The 21,282-nt window shown below is 71.1% G+C and carries 22 protein-coding genes, 2 tRNA genes and 1 other RNA gene; 14 read left to right on the top strand and 11 right to left on the bottom strand.

The genetic code is table 11. The features are described 5' to 3' along the window. Positions 1-187 precede the first annotated feature (187 nt). The 10 genes from ACTWP8_RS22600 to ffs all read right to left on the bottom strand — a co-directional run bounded on the left by ACTWP8_RS22600 (position 188) and on the right by ffs (position 11,021). Positions 188-1,048, bottom strand: coding sequence for an SURF1 family protein (locus tag ACTWP8_RS22600; RefSeq protein ID WP_443323968.1), 861 nt, complete (start codon positions 1,046-1,048; stop codon positions 188-190). Between the two features lie 327 nt (positions 1,049-1,375). Next, positions 1,376-2,587 carry a hypothetical protein gene (locus ACTWP8_RS22595; RefSeq protein ID WP_443323967.1) on the bottom strand — a complete coding sequence of 404 codons (1,212 nt, stop codon included), beginning with the start codon at positions 2,585-2,587 and terminating at the stop codon, positions 1,376-1,378. Next, positions 2,584-3,159, bottom strand: coding sequence for a SigE family RNA polymerase sigma factor (locus ACTWP8_RS22590; protein ID WP_443316349.1), 576 nt, complete (start codon positions 3,157-3,159; stop codon positions 2,584-2,586). The genes ACTWP8_RS22595 and ACTWP8_RS22590 overlap by 4 nt, the downstream gene beginning before the upstream one ends. A gap of 423 nt (positions 3,160-3,582) precedes the next feature. Beyond that, on the bottom strand, positions 3,583-4,656 hold the full coding sequence (locus ACTWP8_RS22585; RefSeq protein ID WP_443323966.1) for an aspartate-semialdehyde dehydrogenase: 1,074 nt from the start codon (positions 4,654-4,656) through the stop codon (positions 3,583-3,585). Next, positions 4,653-5,939, bottom strand: coding sequence for an aspartate kinase (locus ACTWP8_RS22580; RefSeq protein ID WP_443316347.1), 1,287 nt, complete (start codon positions 5,937-5,939; stop codon positions 4,653-4,655). Before ACTWP8_RS22580 ends, ACTWP8_RS22585 begins: the two co-directional genes overlap by 4 nt. A 367-nt stretch (positions 5,940-6,306) precedes the next feature. Continuing rightward, entirely contained in the window at positions 6,307-6,978 is a 672-nt protein-coding gene (locus ACTWP8_RS22575) for a DUF5063 domain-containing protein (RefSeq protein WP_443316346.1), read from the bottom strand. After that, positions 6,971-7,570, bottom strand: coding sequence for a recombination mediator RecR (gene recR, locus ACTWP8_RS22570; RefSeq protein WP_443323965.1), 600 nt, complete (start codon positions 7,568-7,570; stop codon positions 6,971-6,973). The genes ACTWP8_RS22575 and recR overlap by 8 nt, the downstream gene beginning before the upstream one ends. A gap of 140 nt (positions 7,571-7,710) precedes the next feature. After that, positions 7,711-8,046 (bottom strand): YbaB/EbfC family nucleoid-associated protein, encoded by a 336-nt coding sequence (locus ACTWP8_RS22565; RefSeq protein WP_443316344.1) that lies wholly within the window; start codon positions 8,044-8,046, stop codon positions 7,711-7,713. A 280-nt stretch (positions 8,047-8,326) separates the two neighbouring features. Continuing rightward, positions 8,327-10,858: a DNA polymerase III subunit gamma and tau gene (locus ACTWP8_RS22560; protein WP_443323964.1), complete on the bottom strand. Its 2,532-nt coding sequence runs from the start codon at positions 10,856-10,858 to the stop codon at positions 8,327-8,329. Between the two features lie 68 nt (positions 10,859-10,926). After that, an RNA gene (ffs, locus tag ACTWP8_RS22555) (signal recognition particle sRNA small type) lies at positions 10,927-11,021 on the bottom strand. Between the two features lie 97 nt (positions 11,022-11,118). Here ffs and ACTWP8_RS22550 point away from each other — a divergent pair. From ACTWP8_RS22550 to ACTWP8_RS22515, 8 genes are all read left to right on the top strand, one after another. Then, positions 11,119-11,206, top strand: a tRNA-Ser gene (locus tag ACTWP8_RS22550). A 19-nt stretch (positions 11,207-11,225) separates the two neighbouring features. Then, entirely contained in the window at positions 11,226-11,480 is a 255-nt protein-coding gene (locus ACTWP8_RS22545; RefSeq protein ID WP_443323963.1) for a TetR-like C-terminal domain-containing protein, read from the top strand. Positions 11,481-11,871: 391 nt separating this feature from the next. Beyond that, positions 11,872-12,438, top strand: a complete 567-nt coding sequence (locus ACTWP8_RS22540) for an SRPBCC family protein (RefSeq protein ID WP_443323962.1) — start codon at positions 11,872-11,874, stop codon at positions 12,436-12,438. Between the two features lie 72 nt (positions 12,439-12,510). Next, positions 12,511-13,020 (top strand): MauE/DoxX family redox-associated membrane protein, encoded by a 510-nt coding sequence (locus tag ACTWP8_RS22535; protein ID WP_443323961.1) that lies wholly within the window; start codon positions 12,511-12,513, stop codon positions 13,018-13,020. A gap of 112 nt (positions 13,021-13,132) precedes the next feature. Continuing rightward, positions 13,133-13,621, top strand: a complete 489-nt coding sequence (locus ACTWP8_RS22530; protein WP_443323960.1) for a hypothetical protein — start codon at positions 13,133-13,135, stop codon at positions 13,619-13,621. Positions 13,622-13,972: 351 nt separating this feature from the next. After that, the gene (locus ACTWP8_RS22525) at positions 13,973-15,481 is read left to right on the top strand and encodes a M28 family metallopeptidase (protein ID WP_443324021.1); all 1,509 of its coding nucleotides are present in this window, start codon (positions 13,973-13,975) and stop codon (positions 15,479-15,481) included. 223 nt (positions 15,482-15,704) lie between these two features. Beyond that, complete coding sequence (locus tag ACTWP8_RS22520; protein WP_003986294.1) at positions 15,705-16,001, top strand: type II toxin-antitoxin system VapB family antitoxin; 297 nt, start codon at positions 15,705-15,707, stop codon at positions 15,999-16,001. A gap of 149 nt (positions 16,002-16,150) precedes the next feature. Then, on the top strand, positions 16,151-16,786 hold the full coding sequence (locus ACTWP8_RS22515) for a LytR C-terminal domain-containing protein (RefSeq protein ID WP_443316339.1): 636 nt from the start codon (positions 16,151-16,153) through the stop codon (positions 16,784-16,786). 151 nt (positions 16,787-16,937) lie between these two features. Here ACTWP8_RS22515 and upp read toward each other — a convergent pair whose 3' ends face one another. Continuing rightward, positions 16,938-17,573, bottom strand: a complete 636-nt coding sequence (gene upp / locus ACTWP8_RS22510; protein ID WP_443316338.1) for a uracil phosphoribosyltransferase — start codon at positions 17,571-17,573, stop codon at positions 16,938-16,940. A gap of 537 nt (positions 17,574-18,110) precedes the next feature. Here upp and ACTWP8_RS22505 point away from each other — a divergent pair. The 6 genes from ACTWP8_RS22505 (at position 18,111) to ACTWP8_RS22480 (ending at position 21,206) form a co-directional block, all read left to right on the top strand. Continuing rightward, positions 18,111-18,653 (top strand): tRNA adenosine deaminase-associated protein, encoded by a 543-nt coding sequence (locus ACTWP8_RS22505; protein ID WP_443316336.1) that lies wholly within the window; start codon positions 18,111-18,113, stop codon positions 18,651-18,653. A gap of 109 nt (positions 18,654-18,762) precedes the next feature. Next, entirely contained in the window at positions 18,763-19,290 is a 528-nt protein-coding gene (tadA, locus tag ACTWP8_RS22500) for a tRNA adenosine(34) deaminase TadA (RefSeq protein ID WP_443323959.1), read from the top strand. 10 nt (positions 19,291-19,300) lie between these two features. Next, positions 19,301-19,387: transfer RNA gene (locus ACTWP8_RS22495), tRNA-Ser, on the top strand. Between the two features lie 317 nt (positions 19,388-19,704). Further along, entirely contained in the window at positions 19,705-19,869 is a 165-nt protein-coding gene (locus ACTWP8_RS22490) for a hypothetical protein (protein WP_443323958.1), read from the top strand. A 31-nt stretch (positions 19,870-19,900) separates the two neighbouring features. After that, entirely contained in the window at positions 19,901-20,194 is a 294-nt protein-coding gene (locus tag ACTWP8_RS22485; protein WP_443323957.1) for a Dabb family protein, read from the top strand. A gap of 175 nt (positions 20,195-20,369) precedes the next feature. Continuing rightward, positions 20,370-21,206: an RNA polymerase sigma factor SigF gene (locus ACTWP8_RS22480; protein WP_443323956.1), complete on the top strand. Its 837-nt coding sequence runs from the start codon at positions 20,370-20,372 to the stop codon at positions 21,204-21,206. Positions 21,207-21,282 lie beyond the last annotated feature (76 nt).

Below are 21,282 nucleotides of genomic sequence, written 5' to 3'. Positions count from 1 at the left end.
CCCATGCCTGCGCCCGAACCGGCCGGGCCGACGTGAACAACGCAGGCGTCGTGAACCGCCGGGCCCGCGTCGTGTGTGCTTCGGGCCTGCGTCGTGAACCGGCCCAGGTCTGCCGCCGCGGGGCGGCCTGCCGCCGGGTCGCTGTGTGGCCCTGCGGGCCTGGGGCGTTTGCGGGCAGCGCCTGTCTTCAGGCGAGTTGGTTGCTCTCCGATGGGCGCTTCGCCGGGGAGTGGGTCGACGCCGGATCGTCCGGGGGCGTGGCCTCGCCATCGGCCGGCAGGCCGAGGGCGATATCGCGCTGGGCCTCCGCCTCGCGGCGGACGAGGCGGAACCACATGAAGACGACGAAGCCCGCGAAGACGAACCACTCGCCGGTGTAGCCGAGGTTCTGGAAGGCCTTGAGGTCAAGGCCGCTGCCCTGGGCGGCGACCGGGGGCACCGCGCGCAGCGCACCCGGTGTCTCGCCTTCGGGGAGGGTGACCCAGGCGTCGTGCACGGGGTACGGCACGAGGTTGACGAGGGAGGCGGCGCTGATCAGACCGACCTGGCCCTGGGGGAGGCCGCCACCCGCGTGGGCCCCATCGGTGCCCTGGTTCTCCGATGCCTGGAGGGCACCGGTCACGGTGACCTCGCCGCGAGGCGGAGCGGGCACGCGGGCGCGGTCCGCCGCGACATCGGCGTCCCCGGGCAGCCAGCCGCGTACGACGGGCAGCGCCTTGCCGCCCTCCGTGTGGAGCAGAGTGAGGACGTAGAAGCCGCGCGTGTCGTCCAACTCGCGGTCCGGGACGAGAAGTTGCTCGTCGTCGTAGCGACCGGTCGCGGTGGCGAGCCGACCCGATGTCTCCTTGGTGACCGGCAGAAGGCCGTCCAGCGGCTCGGCGGCCGCCGTGGCGTGGGCGCTCTCGTCCCGCTGCTGTTCCTGGTGCGAGTCCACCCGCGCCTCGAAGCGCCCGAGCTGCCAGCTGCCCATGAACAGGCAGAAGGGCACGCCCAGCACGACGAAGAGATTGATCCCCCACCAGCGGGGCGTCAGCAGGAACCGGTACACACCACCACGGTACGGGCCCCCGGCCGGGCGGCCCCCGCCGGGGGTGGGCGCATGGGCGGCCGGGACACGCCGCGTACCGCGGGCGCACACGGCGCGCCGCCACGGATGGTGGACGGATGGTGGAGGGGAGTCCCGGCCTGCGGGGCGGGCCTTGATGGCCGACCCACCCCGCGCTCCTCCCCTCCCGAGGTCTCACGGAGTCGGTCCGCCGCACGGGGCGCCGTACCGCGCTCAGGACCGCCGCTCGGCACACCCCGCTCAGGAAACCCGCTCAGGAAACCGCGCTCAGGAAACCGCGCTCAGGAAACCCTGCTCGGCACACCCCGCTCAGGACGCCTCCAGGGCTCCCGTGCGGTAGATCGTGCCGGCACAGGCGTTGTTGATCGTGGCGCTCGCGGCAGCCGGGTCGCCCGCCTGCGGTGTGTGGCTGAGCTCGACGCTGCCCGATGGCTGGGTGCCCGGGTCGTCGTCGGCCGTCTCCGCCGCGGGCTCCGCACCCGAATCGCCCGCGCTGCCCGAACTGCCCGGGTCAGGCGAAGCCCCAGGGTTCGGGCAGCCGCCCGAGCCCTCCTCAGCCGGTATCCAGGCGAACTTGATCTCGTAGGCCACTCCCGGCTGCAGGATCACCTGCTCCGGCGCGGTGGCCGGGTCGGGCAGTCCGGTGGCCGCGTCTCCCGCCGTGTGGTCGACCACGCTGATCCGGCTGCCATCGGCACTCCCCTGCGCCGCCGCGAGGACGTGCCCGCCGCCATCGACCGCGCACGTCGTGCCCGAGGTGTTGGAGACGCGGAACGAGCCGTAGAACGTGCTCGCGCCGTCCATCGTGCCGGGTGAGACGACGCCGCTGGACAGCTGGCTGCGGGCGCAGACGGGCGAGGTGGCGGCCATGGTCTCGGACGGGTCGGCCCCGCTCCCGGCCGTGCTGCGGCCCGGCTGCTTGGACGTGCCGTCCCCTTTGCCGCTCTTGCCGCCCTTCTCGCCACCCTTGGTGGCCTTCCCGGACGGCTCCCGGTCCTTCGGGCCGTCCTCCTCGTCGGTCATGGCACCACCCGCGACACCTCCGTGGGCCCGCTCGCCGTGCCCGGCGTTGGCGGGGCGGTCCTCGGTGACGCCGCCGGTCTGCGCGACATGGACCAGCGCGGGCACGGCCGTGCCGACGAGCAGCACGGCGGCCGCAGCGCCGACCAGCGCCTGCCGTTTGCGGGCGCGCCGGGCCGGGATGGCGCGCCGCAGGTGGTCGAGGGCGGCGGGCGAGGGCTCGAGTTCGTCGACGGCGGTGTGCAGCAGCCGCCGCAGCGCGTCCTCGTCCACCCGCGATCCGTCGTCCGGTCCGTTCAAGTACAGGTCCTCGTCCGGCCGTTCGTCGGAACCAGACGAGCCACCCGAACCAGACGAGCCGGACTGACGACCTGACTCACCGGCCGGACCGGACTGACCTTGCAGGTCGCCCAGTTCCCGCAGGTCGTTCAGCTCCCGCAGTTCGTGCAGCAGACCGTCCAGCCCCTCAGGGCCGTCAGGTCCGTTGTGCTTCTTGCTCATGCCGGGGCCTCCATGGCGACCCGAAGCGCCGCGATCCCCCGCGAACCGTACGCCTTGACCGAGCCGAGCGATATGCCGAGCGTCTCGGCGACCTGCGCCTCGGTCATGTCGGCGAAGTAGCGCAGCACGAGGACCTCGCGCTGCCTGCGCTGCAGACCGCGCATCGCCTTGATCAATTCGTCGCGCTCCAGCTGTTCGTACGCCCCCTCCTCGGCGCTCGCCATGTCGGGCATCGGCTTGGAGAGCAGCTTCAGTCCGAGGATGCGGCGGCGCAGCGCGGAGCGGGACAAGTTGACGACGGTCTGCCGCAGATACGCGAGGGTCTTCTCGGGCTCGCGGACCCTCTTGCGCGCGGAGTGCACGCGGATGAACGCCTCCTGGACGACGTCCTCGCAGGAGGCCGTGTCGTCGAGGAGGAGGGCCGCGAGACCGAGCAGCGACCGGTAGTGGGCGCGGTAGGTCTCGGTGAGGTGGTCGACTGTGGTGCCCGCGGTCATCGCGTCGTCAGAGCCCTCGCGCTGCGACGGAATACGGGTGGGGGGCACGGCGGGCATGGGCGCGATCACCGGCATGCCACCGGTCGCGCGGGGACCGATCGGACGCAGAACCGCCGCGCCGCCCCCATGAGTCGCTGCAATGCCGAAAACCTCTGCCACACCTGTTGGACACACTTCCCCCCGTCAGGGTTGTACGCGCGAGCCACCGCTTTTGACGACGGATTAAATGCCCTCATGCGCACCATTCTTTCTTGAATGCCCCATTTGTCGCAGCGACTCTGATCGACGGCAGCAAAGACGCTCCCCGCCCAACTGCCGGTTGCAGTAGGCGGGGAGCGAAATAGTCGAACAGACCAAGGTCGCAGATCAAGTGGTACGGACCAACGACTTGCTCACACAATCTTCACAGACGCGGTGAAGCGGCCGCGGATCTTTTTGTGCCGCTCACGCCCCTCAGGCCGCTCACGCCCCTCAGGCCGCTCACGCCCCTCAGGCCGCTCAGGCCGCGGAGAACTCGGACGCGACGAGTTCCGCGATCTGGGCGGTGTTCAGCGCCGCCCCCTTGCGGAGGTTGTCGCCGCACACGAAGAGCTCGAGCGCGTTCGGGTCGTCCAAGGAACGCCGCACCCGGCCCACCCAGGTCGGGTCCGTGCCGACGACGTCCGCCGGAGTCGGGAACTCGCCCTCGGCCGGGTTGTCGTAGAGCACCACGCCCGGCGCGGTGGAGAGGATCTCGTGCGCCTTGGCGACCGTGACCTCGTTCTCGAACCGGGCGTGCACGGTCAGCGAGTGCGTGGTGATCACAGGCACACGGACGCAGGTCGCGGTGACCCGCAGGTCCGGCAGCCCCAGGATCTTGCGGGACTCGTTGCGGACCTTCAGCTCCTCGGAGGACCAGCCATCGTCCTTCAGCGAGCCCGCGAAGGGAACCACGTTGCAGGCGATCGGCGCCGGGTACGGGCCGAGCTCGCCGACCACACGGCGTACGTCACCGGGCTGCGTGCCCAGCTCCGTACCGGCGACCTTGGAGATCTGCTCGCGGAGGGTGTCGACCCCCTCCTTGCCCGAGCCGGAAACCGCCTGGTACGAGGAGACGATCAGCTCGCTCAGCCCGAACTCGGCGTGCAGCGCGCCCAGCGCGACGATCATCGAGAGCGTCGTGCAGTTGGGGTTGGAGATGATGCCGCGCGGGCGGACCCGGGCGGCGTGCGCGTTCACCTCGGGCACGACCAGCGGCACGTCCGGGTCCATCCGGAAGGCACCGGAGTTGTCGACGACGACCGCGCCCTTGCCCGCGGCCACGGGCCCCCACTCCGCCGAGACCTCGTCCGGCACGTCGAACATCGCGACGTCGACGCCCTCGAAGGCCTCCTCGCTCAGCGCGATGACCTCGACCTCCTCACCGCGCACGGTGAGCTTCTTGCCGGCCGAGCGCGGCGAGGCGATGAGCCGGATCTCGCCCCAGATGTCGGCGCGTTCCGACAGGATGCCGAGCATGACCGTGCCGACGGCGCCGGTGGCGCCGACGACGGCGAGGGTGGGCTTGGGCGCCGGCGCGGGTGCGGCGCTCACCGGCCCGTACCCCCGTACACGACGGCCTCGTCGGAGTCGCTGTCGAGACCGAAGGCCGTGTGCACGGCGCGGACGGCCTCGTTGACGTCGTCGGCGCGGGTCACGACGGAGATCCGGATCTCCGAGGTGGAGATCAGCTCGATGTTGACCCCCGCGTTCGAAAGCGCCTCGAAGAAGGTCGCGGTGACGCCCGGGTTGGTCTTCATGCCGGCGCCGACCAGCGAGATCTTGGCGATCTGGTCGTCGTAGCGCAGCGCCTCGAAGCCGATGGCGCTCTTCGCCCGCTCCAGCGCGTCGATGGCCTTGCGGCCCTCGTTCTTGGGGAGGGTGAAGGAGATGTCGGTGAGGCCGGTGGAGGCCGCCGAGACGTTCTGCACCACCATGTCGATGTTGATCTCGGCGTCCGCGATGGCCCGGAAGATCGTCGCTGCCTCGCCCGGCTTGTCCGGGACGCCGACGACCGTGACCTTGGCCTCGGACGTGTCGTGGGCAACCCCCGAGATGATCGCCTGCTCCATCGGCTGGTCCCCTTGTCCGTGCGATTCGTGCGGCTCGTTGCTGACCCACGTGCCGCGGAGGCCGGAGAACGACGACCGCACGTGGATCGGGATGGTGTATCGGCGTGCGTACTCCACGCACCGGTGCAGCAGCACCTTGGAGCCGGAGCTGGCGAGCTCCAGCATGTCCTCGAACGAGATCCAGTCGATCTTGCGGGCCTTCTTCACGACCCGCGGGTCGGCGGTGAAGACCCCGTCGACGTCGGTGTAGATCTCGCACACCTCGGCGTCCAGCGCGGCGGCCAGCGCCACCGCGGTGGTGTCGGACCCGCCCCGTCCGAGGGTGGTGATGTCCTTCTTGTCCTGGGACACACCCTGGAAGCCGGCGACGATGGCGATGTTGCCCTCGTCCAACGCGGTCCTGATACGGCCCGGCGTGACGTCGATGATCCGCGCTTTGTTGTGGACGGAGTCGGTGATGACTCCCGCCTGGCTGCCGGTGAACGACTGCGCCTCGTGTCCGAGGTTTTTGATCGCCATCGCCAGCAGCGCCATGGAGATTCGCTCTCCGGCGGTCAGCAGCATGTCGAACTCGCGCCCGGCAGGCATCGGAGATACCTCCTGGGCGAGATCGATCAGCTCGTCCGTCGTGTCACCCATCGCCGAGACCACGACGACCACCTGGTGGCCGGTTCGCTTGGCTTCGACGATCCGCTTGGCGACGCGCTTGATGCCCTCGGCATCCGCAACGGAGGAGCCGCCGTACTTCTGCACGACAAGGCCCACGTGCGCTCCTCGCAACTCTGTCTTTCCGGGGACCCGAATCAGGATCCTTCGGTCGGCTCAGTCTAACGAGCAGGCGGAATGAACTATCCCTGTATCGCATCGTGAGACGCAGTGCTCACTACGTGATCATCAAGAGAGCTCTCAACCGCCGTGCCCGCTCCGCGATGGCCCCTGCCCGCTGCCGGGCGAGGCACACGGGAACGTAATTCAGTTCACACGGACCGGGTGCTCGCCGCGGGCGCTGACGGGTGCTGATCGGTGCTGGTGGGCCGCTGATGGAGGCGGGCGGGTACGGCCAACGAGTACGGCCTGTGGCTGCGGCCCGTGGGTGCGGCCGGTGCCTGCGGCCCGTGGGTGCGGACGGTGGCTACCGGCGAGCCGGCTTCAGCCCCAGCGGGGCGGCGATCTCGGCGGCCATCACGCGGCCTGCCTCCTCCTCGAGCGACCCGTCGTCCGCCGCCGCGGCCTCGTCCGTGTCCAGGCCGTCGAGCTCGTCCAGCGGGCTGTCCGTACGGATGTGGGCCAGCAGCGACTGGAGGGCGCGGAGCGCGGCCGACGCGGTAGGGCCCCAGTTGGAGAAGTAGGAGAACTGCCACCACCACAGGGCCTCGGTGACCCGGCCCGCCCGGTAGTGGGCCATGCCGTGCCGCAGGTCCGTGATGATGTCCGCCAGGTCGTCGGAGATCCGGCAGGCCACGGGCGCGCTGCGCGGCACGTACGGGTCGAAGACCTCGGAGTAGACGTCCGCGGGGTCGAGCAGCGCGGCGAAGCGCTCGCGCAGCTCGTCGACGTCGTCCGGCTCCGGGCCCGTGTCCGCCTCGTACCGCTCGTCCGGGACGATGTCCTCGTGCGCACCCAGCCGGCCGCCCGCGAGGAGGAGCTGGGACACCTCGAGCAGGAGGTACGGGATCGCGCTGCCGGGCTCGTCGCCCTTCGCCACTTCCGTGACGGCGACGATGAAGCTCTCGACCTGGTCGGCGATCTGCACCGCGAAGTCGTCCGGGTCCTGTTTGGCGTCGTGGAGCGTGGCGTCAGACATCGAGAAGTCGTCTCCCTTCGAAGGCACGGCCCAGCGTGACCTCGTCGGCATACTCCAGGTCTCCCCCGACAGGGAGCCCGCTGGCCAGTCGCGTGACCTTCAGTCCCATGGGCTTGACCATGCGTGCGAGGTAGGTGGCCGTGGCCTCCCCCTCGAGGTTCGGGTCGGTGGCCAGGATCAGCTCGGTGACGGTGCCGTCGGCGAGCCGGGCCAGCAGCTCCCTTATCCGGAGGTCGTCCGGGCCCACGCCCTCGATGGGGCTGATCGCCCCGCCGAGTACGTGGTAGCGGCCGCGGAACTCACGGGTCCGCTCGATCGCGACGACGTCCTTGGGCTCCTCGACGACACAGATCACCGCCGGGTCGCGGCGCGGGTCCTGGCAGACCCGGCACCGCTCCTCCTGCGCAACGTTTCCGCAGACGGCGCAGAACCTGACCTTGTCCTTCACCTCGGTCAGCGCTTGGGCGAGCCGGCGGACGTCGGCGGGCTCGGCCTGGAGGATGTGGAAGGCGATCCGCTGCGCGCTCTTGGGACCGACGCCGGGCAGCCTGCCCAACTCGTCGATGAGGTCCTGGACCACGCCTTCGTACACGGAACGCCGTCTCCTTCTTCTTTCCCGCTACGTACGCTAGTTGATCCGTTCTAAGGACCGGATCAGTACGGGCTCACAGGGCTCGGCCCGCTCGCACGCCCTCGCCACGCTCACGCGCCCTCACGCCCTCGCGCTCACGCTCAGAAGGGCAGTCCCGGCATGTCGCCGAGGCCCTGGGCGAGCGGGCCCAGCTTCTGCTCCTGGAGCTCCTGCGCGGCGCCGGTCGCGTCCCGTACGGCCGCGAGAACCAGATCCGCGAGGGTCTCCGTGTCCTCAGGATCCACGGCCTTCGGGTCGATGACCAGGCCCTGGAGCTCTCCGGTACCGGTCACTGTGGCCTTGACGAGGCCGCCGCCCGAGGAGCCCTCGACTGGGGTCTCGGCCAGTTCCTGCTGGGCCGCGGCGAGGTCTTGCTGCATCTTCTGGGCCTGCTGCAGCAACTGCTGCATATCGGGCTGCCCACCACCGGGAATCACGGCTTCGCTCCTGGCGTTCGACGACTTTCTTCTTTCTTCGGTAGCCCGAGCCTACGTGCTCCGGGGACCCCGCGCCGTACGCCGTGCGGAGGAGTCGGCCCGGCGGGGTCGCCTGCTATGGGGCGGGGGTTGGGGGCGTACGTGTGGGCGTGCGGAGGTCGTGCGTAAGGCCGCGGCCTTGGTGGCTGAGGCGTGCTCTCAGGGGTTGCCGGGTGCCGGTTACGCGGTGTGGCGAGCCGGTGACGCAACGGGGGAGCGGGGGGCAGCGGCATAGCGGCCCCTATTCGTTCGTGTACTCCTCGAGGACCGTGGCGCCGAGCTCGCGGACGATCAGGTCGTGGCCGCTCAGGGCCGTGTCGTCGAGGTCCGGGTCGTCCTCGGCGGGCATGTCGTCCTCGGGCGCGACCGGCGGGGGCTCCGGCTCGCGGTGAGGCTTGACCTCGGGGCGAGGCCTCGGCTCGGGGGCCGAAGCCTGGGCCGCGGGCCGCGCGGCGGGGGCGGAGGTGGACTGGGGCGCCGCGGGTCGTGCGGCCGGGGGCGGCTGCGGGGCCGGAGCGGAGGGCCGCGGCCCCGCGGGCGCACCGCCCTGCGCGGCCGCGCCGCCCGACGGGTCGACGATCGCCTCGATCTTCCACTGCACGCCGAGCGACTCGCTGAGGGCCTGCCGCAGCACGTCCTCGCTGCCACCGCCGACGAAACTGTCCCGTGCGCCCGCGTTGGAGAAGGCGAGCTGGAGGGTGGTGCCGTCGAACCCGGCGACCTGGGCGTTCTGGCTCAGCAGGATCCATGTGAAGCGGCGCCGGTTCTTGACCGCCTCGAGGATGTCGGGCCACATCTGCCGGATCTGCAGGGCACCTTGGGCGGGGCCGCCTGCAGCGGGAGAAGGGGTGGGAGCGGGCTGAGTCGGCTGGGCGGGCCGACCCGACTGGGCCGCGGGCGCACCGGAGTCCGATGCACCGCCCGATGATGCCCCACTGCCACCGGGCCACGCGCCCGGCCTTTGTCCGCCCCCTCCGGCAGCACTGCCCGCCGGAGCCCCCGCAGTCTGCGACCCACCGGCAGGCCACGCGCCGGGCTGCTGCGCTGCCGCGTTGTCGCCCCCAGTACCGCCTGCCTGCTGCGACGCATCCCCGCCCGGCGCACCGGCCGACTGTGCAGGGGCCGACTGCGCACCCGCAGGCCACGCACCGGGCCGCATCCCCGCACCGCCGCTCGGACCGCCGTGCCCGGCGGGCCCGTCAGCGGGTCCCGCGCCCGGCCACGCGCCGGGCCGTTGCCCGCCCGGGCCCTCAGCGCCCTCACCGCCCTGGCCGCTGGGCTGCTGCCCCGCACCAGGAGAAGCCCCGGCAGCCGGAGTCCCCGGCTGCGCGCCCGCGGGCCAGGCCTGGGCGCCCTGGGCGGCCTGACCAGCCGCCCCGGCCTCGACAGGCGGCTGTGCTTCCGGGCCGGCCGGAGGCTGCGCTCCCGCCGCAGCCGCCGCCCCGCCCGCTGTCGCGCCGCCCGCCGCCGCGCCACGCGGTGGCAGAGCCGCGCGGGCCGCCGCCGGGCCCGTAGGACCGGCGGCCGCCTGGGGCGGTGCGGCGTGAGCGTCCGGCCCCGGGACGTACCCCATGGCGGGACCGGCCCCCGCCCCTGACAGGCCGCCCGCGAGCGCGGCGCCCCGCTCCAGGCGGTCGAGCCTGGCCTGTACGGAGCGCTCGTCGTCGAAGGCCGCGGGCAGCAGCACGCGCGCGCAGATCAGCTCCAGCTGCAGCCGCGGCGACGTCGCGCCACGCATTTCGGTCAGCCCCTCGTTGACCAGGTCGGCCGCCCGGCTCAGCTCCGCCGCGCCGAAGACCGAGGCCTGGGCCTGCATCCGCTCGATCACGTCCGCAGGGGCGTCGATCAGCCCCTTCTCCGCCGCATCGGGCACCGCAGCGAGGATCACCAGGTCCCGCAGCCGCTCGAGCAGGTCGGCGACGAACCGCCGCGGGTCGTTCCCGCCCTCGATCACCCGGTCCACGACCTCGAAAGCCGCGCCGCCGTCCCCCGCCGCGAAGGCGTCGACGACTCCGTCGAGCAGCGACCCGTCGGTGTAGCCGAGCAGCGCCGTCGCCATGGCGTACGTCACGCCGTCCTCGCCCGCGCCCGCCAGCAGCTGGTCCATGACGGACATCGAGTCACGTACGGACCCGGCCCCGGCCCGTACGACCAGCGGCAGCACGCCGTCCTCGACCGGGATCGCCTCGTGCTCGCAGACCTCGGCGAGGTAGTCGCGCAGGGTCCCGGGGGGCACCAGCCGGAAGGGATAGTGGTGCGTACGCGACCGGATCGTCCCGATGACCTTCTCGGGCTCGGTCGTCGCGAAGATGAACTTCAGATGCTCCGGCGGCTCCTCGACCACCTTCAGCAGAGCGTTGAACCCCGCCGAGGTGACCATGTGCGCCTCGTCGATGATGTAGATCTTGTAGCGGCTGGAGGCAGGCCCGAAGAAGGCCTTCTCGCGCAGCTCCCGGGCGTCGTCCACGCCGCCGTGCGACGCCGCGTCGATCTCGATCACATCGATCGACCCGGGCCCGTTCCGCGCCAGGTCCCGGCAGGACTGGCACTCACCGCAGGGCGTGGGCGTCGGCCCCTGCACACAGTTCAGACAGCGGGCCAGGATCCGGGCGCTGGTCGTCTTGCCACAGCCGCGCGGCCCGCTGAAGAGATACGCGTGGTTGACCCGGTTGTTCCGCAGCGCCTGCTGCAGCGGACCGGTCACGTGCTCCTGCCCGATGACCTCGGCGAAGGTCTCGGGGCGATAGCGGCGGTACAGCGCAAGGGACGACACGCCTACGACGATATCGGCCCCCACCGACAACCGGCCGCGCCGCGACCCTCACCGCGGCCCCCGAGCACGCAAGGGCCCCCCACGCACCCGCCAGAGCTCACTTACCCTTGCTGCCTTCCGGCCCTGGGGGAGTTCGGTGATATAGCGCCGCGTGAGGGGCTGACCCCCACCTTAGCGGATCGACGGGGGTGGGCGGGCCAGGGGTGGGGGCCTGGGAACGGGTTCGCGAGCACTGCTTTCGGTCTTGTATTGTTTCCGGCGGAGGATTCGCCTAGAGGCCTAGGGCGCACGCTTGGAAAGCGTGTTGGGGGCAACCCCTCACGAGTTCGAATCTCGTATCCTCCGCCACGGCTGACCAGCCAAAACGATGGCCCGGACCGTTCCACGGTCCGGGCCATCGTCGTGCTCTGGTTGCAGTCGCCGTGGTCGGGCGCGGGCCGGCCTGAGCGAACGACGCCCTGCCGCCGTGGCGCTCGCGCTGTGCATCTGGGGCCACCTGCACGGCCTGGTCTCACTGGAGATCTACGGCCACCTGCTCACCCAGACACTCGACCCGGACAAGCTCTACCGCGAGGAACTGGCCCAGTTGGTCCGGTCGTTGGGCCTCGCGACCCGTCACTGACTCACGCACGGGATGCACCGGACGTGGATGGTCGCCCTGACGAGTGAGTCGGGGCCCGGCAGCGTTCGGCCTTGGCCCGCAGTCTGGCTGCCTTCCCCGCCTGCCCCCTGGCCTCCGCCTCGGAGGCACGGGCTTCCAACCGCCTGACCTGCTCCGTCAGGACATCGCGGGTCGTGGAACTGTCCAGGCCCCTCTCGATGCACATAGCCGCTCTTCCCTTTCCGGCCTCTGTTCCAGCGTAGGTCGAGCAGGTCGAGGGGCGGAGGACTGAGTCCGAACAACCCGCCCTGCGGGTAACAGCTGGGCGGCATACCGTCGGAGCCGAACGGATCAAGGAAGGGATGGGACCTTCAAGGGACGGGTCTTCAAGGGACAAGGGAAGGGACGGGACATGGGCTGGCCGGTACGGCTGGGCGTGGCGGCAACGGGTGCCGGGGTCGCGGCCGCGGGATACCTCGGGCTGGTGACCGGCGCCGTTCCGGTCGACCTTGGGGCAGGCAGGCGTACGCGCCCGCTCGGTCCCCAGGCGGTCGACATCCAGGCGCCACGCGAGCTGGTCTTCGACGTCGTGGCGCAGCCGTATCTGGGCCGCCCCACCCACGCGCTGCGCGAGAAGGTCGAGGTGCTGGAGCGCGGCGGTGACATGGTGCTGGCCGCGCATTTCACGCCCGTGGGCGGCCGTATCACGGCGACGACGGTGGAGACCGTGCGGTTCGCCCGGCCCGAGCGCGTCGATTTCCGTCTGGTGCGCGGACCCGTGCCGCATGTGACCGAGTCTTTCGTCCTCATCGATCAGGAGACCGGCACCCGGCTGGTGTACCGGGGCGAGATGGGCACGGACCTGTGGAGCCTCGGCGAGCGGTGGGGGCAGGTCGTGGCCCGCCGCTGGGAGGAGACCGTGGCGGCCTCGCTCGCGTCGGTCAAGGACGAGGCGGAGCGGCGAGCGGCCCGCAGATGACCGGTCAAGGCGAGTCGGAGTCGGTGAGCGCGCTTACGTAAGAGCCTGCCGACCGGCGCGTACCGTCGGAGCATGGTGCTGCGGACCGCGCTCGGCGCGGTGTTCACGGCGATGGCGGTCGGGCAGCTCGCCTCCTTCGAGGAGATGCCCAGCATCCTCGCCGCCTACGGGCTGGTGGCCGGCGGTGCGGCGACCGCCCTCGCCGTGGTGCTGATCATCGGGGAGCTGATCTGCGGCACCTGGTTCCTGACCCGGCCGCGCTCGGGAGCGATCGCTCCGGTGTGGGTGTACACCGCCGTGTCGTTGATCTGGAGCACGCTGGCGGTGCAGGCGTACGCCCGCGGGCTCGCCGTCGAGAACTGCGGCTGCTTCGGCGTGTATCTGCCGCAGTCGCTGAGCTGGATCGTCCTCGCCCAGGACGCGCTGGTGCTGCTCTACGCCGCCGTACTGCTGCACGGTGCCCGCCGCGGACCGGTCCCGGCCGCACCGCGCGATGGCAGCGGCAGCGGCAGCGGCGACGGGAAAGGCCATGGGAACGGCAACGGGGACCCCCACGACGTCGCGGAAACGGAGAAGCAATGACGGTTGACGAGACGGCCCGCTCGGCCGACCCATCCGCGCGCCGACCGCCGGGTCGGAAGCGGGACCGGCTCTGCGAAAACGCTGCCGCGATCACGGGCAGTTCGAGGCTCTGGTGTACGGGGACGCGCAGGAGTACGTGTCCTCGGCCCGCTTCAACAAGCCCGGGACGATCCCCCTGACGTTCCAGACCGAGGTGAAGGACGGCTGCCCTACGGACTGCGGGCTGTGCCCGGAGCACGAGCAGCACGCCTGCCTGGGCATCATCGAGGTCAACACCGGCTGCAACCTGGACTGCCCGATCCGCTTCGCCGACTCCGGCCACCAGCCTGGGGGCACCTCCCGGACGGAGTCCGGGGGAGGCTGCGCCATCACCCACGAGCAGTGTGCGCGAATGCTGGATGTCTTCGTCGAGTCCGAGGGCGAGGCGGAGGTCGTGATGTTGCTGGCCGACGCGTACGAAGTACGGGGCGACGGCGTGGACTACTCCGCCGCCGACACCGCCGGCCGGACACCGCCCCGCGCGTATCTCGACGCAGCCCGTGCAGCAGTGGCCGACGGCATCATCGGCTACGTCCCCCTCGTCGCCGCAAAGTCCGCCTGACCACCACAAGGTCCTGCGCAACTTCGCCGGCCGCGGCCGCCTGCTCCGCCTCGCCCGCGGCCGCATCGCTCCGCCGCGGGCACGCCCTCCTCGGAGCCGCCCACGGCATCACCGGACACCGGCGCGGCCAAGCCCGGAGAGCTGCCCGGGCCCTTCCACCTGCTCCGGCGGGGGAAGCAGCGTCCCGTGCGGCCCAAGAGGCACAAGTGGCCTGTGCCCCATACGTTCCCAGTGAGCCCACTCGGAACAGCCCCGCCCCGCCCGCCTGCCGGAAGGACTCCCGTGGACGTACGACACCCCCGCAGCGCGATAGCCGTGCTGGCCGCCGCCGCGCTCACCGCACCGCTGCTCATGGCCACCGCCTCGCCCGCCACCGCCCGCCACGGCGACAGCGCAGCAGGGCGGCCGGATAAGACAGCGACGGCGGAGAAGCTCGCCCGCACCCTCGTGGCGGGATCATCCGCCGAGGACGCGCACACACACCTGAAGAGATTCCAGGCCATCGCCGACTCCGGCGGAGGCAGCCGGGCCGCCGGCACGCTCGGGCACGACGCATCGGCGGCGTACGTGTACCGGCAGCTGCAGAAGGCCGGATACCAGGTGTCGTACGACGCCTTCGAGTTCACCTACACCGAGACGCTCGCCGAGAAGCTCTCGGTCCTCACGCCCAGCCCGCGGGACATCGCCATCAAGGCGATGACGTACACCAAGAGCACCCCCGAAGGCGGCATCAAGGCACCGGTCGCGGCCGTGCCGGTGGACGCGTCGCCGGGGTGCGAGGCCGGTGACTACGCCGCGGCGTCCTTCACCGGGAAGATCGCACTTATCCAGCGCGGCGGCTGCCCCTTCGCCCAGAAGCAGGCCACCGCGGCCGACGCCGGCGCGGTGGGCGCGATCGTCTACAACAACGCCGAGGGCGCGCTGACCGGAACGATCGGCGACCCGGCCGCCGGGAGGATACCCACCGGCGGAATCACGCAGCAGGACGGCCGGGCGCTCGCCGCCGAGTCCGCGAGAGCCGAGGTCACGGTCTCGCTCGACATCCGCGAGCTGCGGGAGAAGCGAACCACCCGCAATGTCATCGCGGAGACCCGCGCCGGCGACCCGGCCCGTACGGTGATGCTCGGCTCCCACCTCGACTCCGTCGCCGCGGGCCCCGGCATCAACGACAACGGCTCGGGCTCGGCGGGGCTGCTGGAGGTGGCGCTGGAGCTGGCGAAGACGGGCCAGAAGCCGGCGAACACGATCCGCTTCGCGTGGTGGTCGGCAGAGGAGCTGGGCCTGGTCGGCTCCGCGGACTATGTGGCGCGACTGACCGAGCAGCAGAGGAAGCAGATCGTGCTCTACCTCAACTTCGACATGATCGCGTCGCCGAACCACGGCCAGTTCGTGTACGACGGCGACGACTCGGACGGCAGGGGCGCGGGCCCAGGCCCCGAGGGCTCGGCCCAGCTCGAGAAGCGGATCAACGGCTTTCTCGACCGCCAGGGCAAGCCGCACGAGGGCACGGACTTCACCGGCCGCTCGGACTACGGGCCGTTCATCGCGGTGGGCATCCCGTCGGGCGGCACGTTCACCGGCGCCGAGGGCATCAAGACCGAGGCCCAGGCGACGAAGTTCGGCGGCACAGCGGGCGCCCCGTACGACGCCTGCTACCACGCGGCCTGCGACGACCTGTCCAACATCGCCATGGCGGCCTTCGACACCAACGTCGACGTGATCGCGGATGCCGTCGGCACGTACGCGTACGACCTCGGCTCGCTGAGCGAGCCGGTGCGGAGCGTGCCGACCGAAGGCGACGCGGGCAGCGGCGGCGGACTGCACGACGACCACGGGCCGTACGACTCCGTCACCGCGTGACCCGACCGAACCCTGCCGAGCCGTCCGCACCCGGACCGGGCCCCTCCCGCAGGCGCCGAGCCCTCCGTGCCGGTGGTTCCGGCGGAGCCGTCGCTTCCACTCCTGACTCTCCCGATTCGCTCCCGACGTGCTACCGACTCGCTCCCGGTTTGATCCACTTCGCCGCCTTTCCACTCCTGCGCCACGGCTGCGCCCGGAGCGTCAGGACCGGTAGGCTTTCCGTGTGATCTTCAAGCGCATCGGAAACGGGCGGCCGTACCCCGACCACGGCCGGGAGAGCACCCGCCAGTGGGCGGATGTCGCTCCACGCCCGGTACGCCTCGACCAGTTGGTCACCACCAAGCAGCAGTTGGATCTCGAGACGCTCCTCGCCGAGGACTCGACGTTCTACGGGGACCTTTTCGCCCATGTCGTGAAGTGGCAGGGCGACCTCTATCTGGAGGACGGGCTGCACCGGGCGGTACGGGCGGCGCTCCAGCAGCGCCAAGTGCTGCACGCGCGGGTGCTTGAGCTGGGCTGACGCCACCCGGCCTGGTCACGGACCGGACAGCAGGGACGCTTCCGCGCTTCCGCCCCAATATCGACATGTTGCCCCTTTTGGGTTGGCCTCTGCGCCACGCGTTGATCATCTAGTAGGCAGAGCGGTCGACCCGCATTACGCTGCGCTTCATGAGCATGCTGACTCCCCCCGGCATGGGCGGTAAGTACCGCATCACGGGTGACAGGTACCCGCGTATGCGCCGGCCCCGTAACCGCCGCCGGATCGCGGTCGCCGTGATCGGGGCGGCAGCCGCCGTCGGGATGGCCGGTTGGGGGACGCTGCAGCTCATCGACGTGTTCACCGGCGGCGGTGGCAAGGCCCGCGCGGCGGGCAAGGCAGCGGGCTGCGATAAGCCGGAGAGCCGCCCGAGCGCACAGGCCAGGCCGCTGCCGAAGCCCGGCGAGATCACCGTGAACGTCTACAACGCGACGCAGCGCACCGGCCTGGCCAAGCAGACCGCGGACGAGCTCAAGAAGCGCGGCTTCAAGATCGGCAAGGTCGGCAACGCCCCGGTCGCATACGACAAGAAGGTCAAGGGCACCGGGATACTGCTCGGCGCACCGAACGCCACCGAAGGGCCGTTCAAGGTGCTGGGCACGCAGCTCCCCGGGACCGAGACGGAGGCGGACAAGCGCACCGGCGCGGACGTCGACCTGATCATCGGCGACGGCTTCAAGGCCCTCGCCGAGAAGCAGGCCGCGGACCAGGCGCTGGTCTCCCTGACCAACCCCTCCCCGGCGCCCTCGGCGTCCGCGAAGTGCTGACCGGTCCGCGCCCTACGGGCCCCGCCCCGAGGCGTCCGCGCCGGGCCTCCCCGCTGACCGGATGACGGCCGCGCGGGTGACATCGGTACGAGCCGACGGCCGCGGTCGGTCTTCCGCGGCTCGTCGGCCGCGGTCCACCGGCTGCGGCCGGCTAGTCGGCCGTCCCGTACATGCGGTCACCCGCGTCGCCGAGGCCGGGGACGATGTACCCGTGGTCGTTGAGGCGCTCGTCCACCGCCGCCGTGACCACCGTGACCGGCGTGCCCTCCAGCTCGCGCTCCATGACCTCCACACCCTCCGGAGCGGCCAGCAGGCAGATCGCCGTGACATCGTCCGCGCCGCGCGAGATCAGCTCGTTGATCGCCGCGACGAGCGTGCCGCCGGTCGCCAGCATCGGGTCCAGCACGTACACCTGGCGGCCCGAGAGGTCCTCCGGCATCCGCGTCGCGTACGTGGACGCCTGGAGTGTCTCCTCGTCCCTGATCATGCCGAGGAAGCCGACCTCTGCCGTCGGCAGCAGCCGGACCATGCCGTCGAGCATGCCCAGACCTGCCCGGAGGATCGGCACCACCAGCGGGCGCGGGCGGGCCAGCCGCACACCGGTCGTCGTCGTCAGGGGAGTTTCGATGTCGACCTGCTCGGTGCGCACCTCGCGGGTCGCCTCGTACGCGAGCAGGGTGACCAGCTCGTCGGCCAGCCGCCGGAAGGTGGGGGAGTCGGTGCGCTGGTCGCGCAGCGTGGTGAGTTTGTGCGCCACCAGCGGGTGGTCGACGACGTGGGTCCGCATGGCATTGACAGTAGCCGAGCAGGGCCGCGCCCCATACGCCCCATCACCCCCGCGCAGTCTGTGGCTGCACTGGCATCAAACCACCTGTTCGGGGGAAAGTGGGCACGTACGCCCGTACGGGGCAGCAGCGCCCGCACGGTCGGGGGACGAAAGGACCAGCTTGGGGAGGTGTTGGCACCCGTGCCGGACCGGAACCGGCCCAGTGGCGAACCCGCGCCGGCGGACCCCGCGCTGGTGGAGAGCGACGCGGAGAGGCGCCGCCGACGCGCCCAATTCCTTCGAGAACTCAACGAGGCCAAAGCACTGCGTGAACGGGTGCAGCCGCGGCGGGCCCGAGCGGCCCGGATGCGCCAGCAGATGCGGATGAGGACCTTCCGCTGGTAGCCCGGGCAGCCGCCGGATCGCCGTCCGGTTGCAGGACTGGTGCACGACGCACAGCGGAAGACCTCTCGCGATGGCTTCGTTTCTGCCACGATTCCGAGTGGGCGGGCCCAGAGGAAGAAAAGCCCCTGGTCCCGCCGGACCCGGCAAACGCCTATGACCAGTGGGAGAGTCACGGTGTACTTCGCCGCACTGCTCGCGCGCACCGAAGACGGGTGGGAAGCGAGCGACACAGAGCTCGACGATGTGGAGACCCTCGCCGATCTGACGGATCTGGCGCGGGAGGCATCGGTCGACGACGACACGGTGCTCGCCTTCATCGAGCAGGAGGACGCGTGGTTCGGCGTCGTCCGGGTGGACGGCGAGGAGGACCCCCGCATCTACATCTCGGATGCGGCGGCCGCGGCCCGCAGCTCGTACGGCGAGATTCTGCTCACGGACGAGCTGCTCGGCCGCGAGCCGGAAGAGGACCTCGACAGCCTGGTGGACCTCGACGGCACGGAGGACGGCGAGCCAGAGGACGACGATGACGAGCCCGCGGCCGCCGATGACGCCGTGCCGCCGGGCCCGATCGGCGACTCGGAGATCCTCGAAGACCTGGGGATGACGAGCAAGGAGCTGATGGCCCTGGACGGTGACGCGCTCAGCGAGATCGCCGATGTGCTGGGGTGCGGGGAGGTCCTGGAGGCAGTCCGCTGACGCGCCTGCGCCGCCGGCCCGCACCCGGCGGCCCGTCCCGCACCCCGGCCGTACCGCCTCGTCCGGCCCGGAGCACGCCGCTGGCCCGCCCGTGACCGACACTGTCCCCATGACCCCCTCGACCCCCGTACGGCCCGATCCCCTGCGCGACCCCTGGCACGCGCCGATGCGGCTGGCCCTGGCCGAGGCCGTACGGGCCCCGGAGACCGGGGACGTGCCGGTCGGCGCCGTCGTCCTCGGTCCGGACGGCGGGGTGCTTGGGCGCGGTCACAACGAGCGCGAGGCGACCGGCGACCCGACGGCGCACGCCGAGGTCCTCGCCCTGCGCGAGGCGGCGCGGGCCGGCGGGTCGTGGCGGCTGTCCGGCTGCACGCTCGTGGTGACCCTGGAGCCGTGCACGATGTGCGCGGGCGCCAGCGTGCTGTCCCGGGTCGAGCGGGTGGTCTACGGCGCGGTCGACGAAAAGGCGGGCGCGGTCGGCTCGCTGTGGGACGTCGTACGTGACCGGCGGCTCAACCACCGGCCGGAGGTCATCAACGGGGTGCTGGCCGAGGAGTGCTCGGAGCTGCTCACGGCCTTCTTCCGCCGGACCGGGCGGATCGATACCGATTTCGGAGCACGGCCGCCAGTCCGCTAAGCTCTCTCTCGGTAGCGTGTCCGAGCGGCCTAAGGAGCACGCCTCGAAAGCGTGTGAGGGGGCAACTCCTCCGTGGGTTCAAATCCCACCGCTACCGCTCCAAGGAAAGGCCCCCGGCGGATCTCCGGCGGGGGCCTTCCTCACGTCTGGCTCTGGGAAGCGGCGTTCCTCGCGCGCGTGCTCCGGTTACCTCGCGCGCGTGCGTCGGCGGACGCGGCCCAAAGGGCCCCGATTGCCGGGGCTTTGGTCCATATAAGTCGGATCGAGGGCGAGTCGAGGGGCGGACGGCGGGTGGGCCGCGCGCGGAGGAAGCGGGACGCGGCGGCTCGCCGCGTCGACCGTATGTGTGGATAGACTCACGCGACCGTCGGCGGACAGGCGGCAGGGACACCGCGGCAGGGGAGGCAGCACGGCATGGCGCAAACGAAGAAGATCGCGCTCTACATGGTCATCGTCTTCGTGCTGTACACGATCATCACGTCCCCGGACCGGGCCGCGGATCTGGTCCAGATAGGGTTCGAGGGCATATCGAGCGCCGCGAAGGGTGTCGGCGAATTCATGACCGCGCTGGTGAGCTGACCGGCCGAGCGTCGTCCCGAGGAGTGTCCGCATGATCCGCCACCTGGTTCTCTTCAAGCTCAACGAGGGCGTCAGGCGCGACGACCCGCGGGTGGTCGCCGGGGTGAAGGCCTTCCAGGAGCTCGGCGGGCTGATCCCCGAGCTGGAGTTCTGGGAGTGCGCCTGGAACATCTCGGAGCGGCCGATCGCCTACGACTTCGCCATCAACTCGGCCGTCGCCGACAAGGCCGCCCTGCAGCGGTACCTGGAGCACCCGGCGCACCAGGCGGGCGTCGCGCAGTGGCGGGAATTCGCCACCTGGGTGGTGGCCGACTACGAGTTCTGACCCGTACGGGTTTCCGGGCCCCTCGCCTCCTTGGCAGGGGCCTTTTCGCATGTTGCAAATGGCCCCAACTTGCCGCCAACACGGGTATATACGGTGCTTGCACACAGTGCACATGTCTTGTGATGCTATGACCGCTTTTGCCGGATGAGTGGACCGAGAGATCTGAAGGGGTGGCATGACCGCGTCGGCCCGTACCGCGTCCGAAGCGACGCCGCCCCAGGGCGAAGGCGCCGGAAAAACCCGCGAGAGCAGAGGCGCGGACACCCGGGCGCTGACCCAAGTGCTCTTCAAGGAGCTGTCGGGGCTCGAGCCGGGCACGCCGGAGCACGCGCGCGTGCGAGCGGCGCTCATCGAGGCGAACCTGCCGCTGGTGCGCTATGCCGCGGCCCGCTTCCGCAGCCGCAACGAGCCGATGGAGGACGTGGTCCAGGTCGGCACGATCGGGCTCATCAATGCGATCGACCGGTTCGACCCGGAGCGCGGGGTGCAGTTCCCGACCTTCGCGATGCCCACCGTGGTCGGCGAGATCAAACGTTACTTCAGGGACAACGTACGGACTGTGCACGTGCCGCGCAGGCTGCACGAGCTGTGGGTCCAGGTGAACGGCGCCACCGAGGATCTGACGGTGCAGAACGGCCGTACGCCCACGACGGCCGAGATCGCCGAGCGGCTGAAAATCGCCGAGGAGGATGTGCTCGCCTGCATCGAGGCCGGCCGCTCCTATCACGCGACCTCGCTCGAGGCGGCCCAGGAGGGGGACGGGCTGCCGGGGCTGCTCGACCGGCTCGGCTACGAGGACCCGGCGCTGGCCGGCGTCGAACACCGTGACCTCGTACGCCATCTGCTCGTCCAGCTGCCCGAGCGCGAGCAGCGGATCCTGCTGCTGCGCTACTACAACAATCTGACGCAGTCACAGATCAGTGCGGAACTGGGCGTTTCGCAGATGCATGTGTCCCGTCTGCTGTCCCGGAGCTTCGCCCGGCTGAGATCCGCAAATCGGATCGAGATGTAACCGGTACGAGGTACCTTTCCAGCACTGATATGTCGACTTGGCGCTACAGCGTGTTGCCGACATGTGACATTCTGCA

This window comes from Streptomyces sp. 7N604 (genome assembly GCF_052245475.1).
In the GTDB taxonomy this organism is placed as follows: domain Bacteria; phylum Actinomycetota; class Actinomycetes; order Streptomycetales; family Streptomycetaceae; genus Streptomyces.
The sequence above is the reverse complement of the archived record's forward strand: the minus strand, read 5'-3'. Positions and strand labels throughout refer to the sequence as shown.

Coding starts and splice junctions, on each gene's coding strand:
- ACTWP8_RS22490 (WP_443323958.1), top strand. CDS start 19,705: ATGGCGCAAACGAAGAAGATCGCGCTCTACATGGTCATCGTCTTCGTG.
- tadA (WP_443323959.1), top strand. CDS start 18,763: ATGACCCCCTCGACCCCCGTACGGCCCGATCCCCTGCGCGACCCCTGG.
- ACTWP8_RS22595 (WP_443323967.1), bottom strand. CDS start 2,587: ATGAGCAAGAAGCACAACGGACCTGACGGCCCTGAGGGGCTGGACGGT.
- ACTWP8_RS22545 (WP_443323963.1), top strand. CDS start 11,226: ATGGCCCGGACCGTTCCACGGTCCGGGCCATCGTCGTGCTCTGGTTGC.
- ACTWP8_RS22540 (WP_443323962.1), top strand. CDS start 11,872: ATGGGCTGGCCGGTACGGCTGGGCGTGGCGGCAACGGGTGCCGGGGTC.
- ACTWP8_RS22480 (WP_443323956.1), top strand. CDS start 20,370: ATGACCGCGTCGGCCCGTACCGCGTCCGAAGCGACGCCGCCCCAGGGC.
- ACTWP8_RS22575 (WP_443316346.1), bottom strand. CDS start 6,978: ATGTCTGACGCCACGCTCCACGACGCCAAACAGGACCCGGACGACTTC.
- ACTWP8_RS22535 (WP_443323961.1), top strand. CDS start 12,511: ATGGTGCTGCGGACCGCGCTCGGCGCGGTGTTCACGGCGATGGCGGTC.
- upp (WP_443316338.1), bottom strand. CDS start 17,573: ATGCGGACCCACGTCGTCGACCACCCGCTGGTGGCGCACAAACTCACC.
- ACTWP8_RS22525 (WP_443324021.1), top strand. CDS start 13,973: ATGGCCACCGCCTCGCCCGCCACCGCCCGCCACGGCGACAGCGCAGCA.
- ACTWP8_RS22505 (WP_443316336.1), top strand. CDS start 18,111: ATGACCAGTGGGAGAGTCACGGTGTACTTCGCCGCACTGCTCGCGCGC.
- ACTWP8_RS22590 (WP_443316349.1), bottom strand. CDS start 3,159: ATGCCGGTGATCGCGCCCATGCCCGCCGTGCCCCCCACCCGTATTCCG.
- ACTWP8_RS22515 (WP_443316339.1), top strand. CDS start 16,151: ATGAGCATGCTGACTCCCCCCGGCATGGGCGGTAAGTACCGCATCACG.
- ACTWP8_RS22485 (WP_443323957.1), top strand. CDS start 19,901: ATGATCCGCCACCTGGTTCTCTTCAAGCTCAACGAGGGCGTCAGGCGC.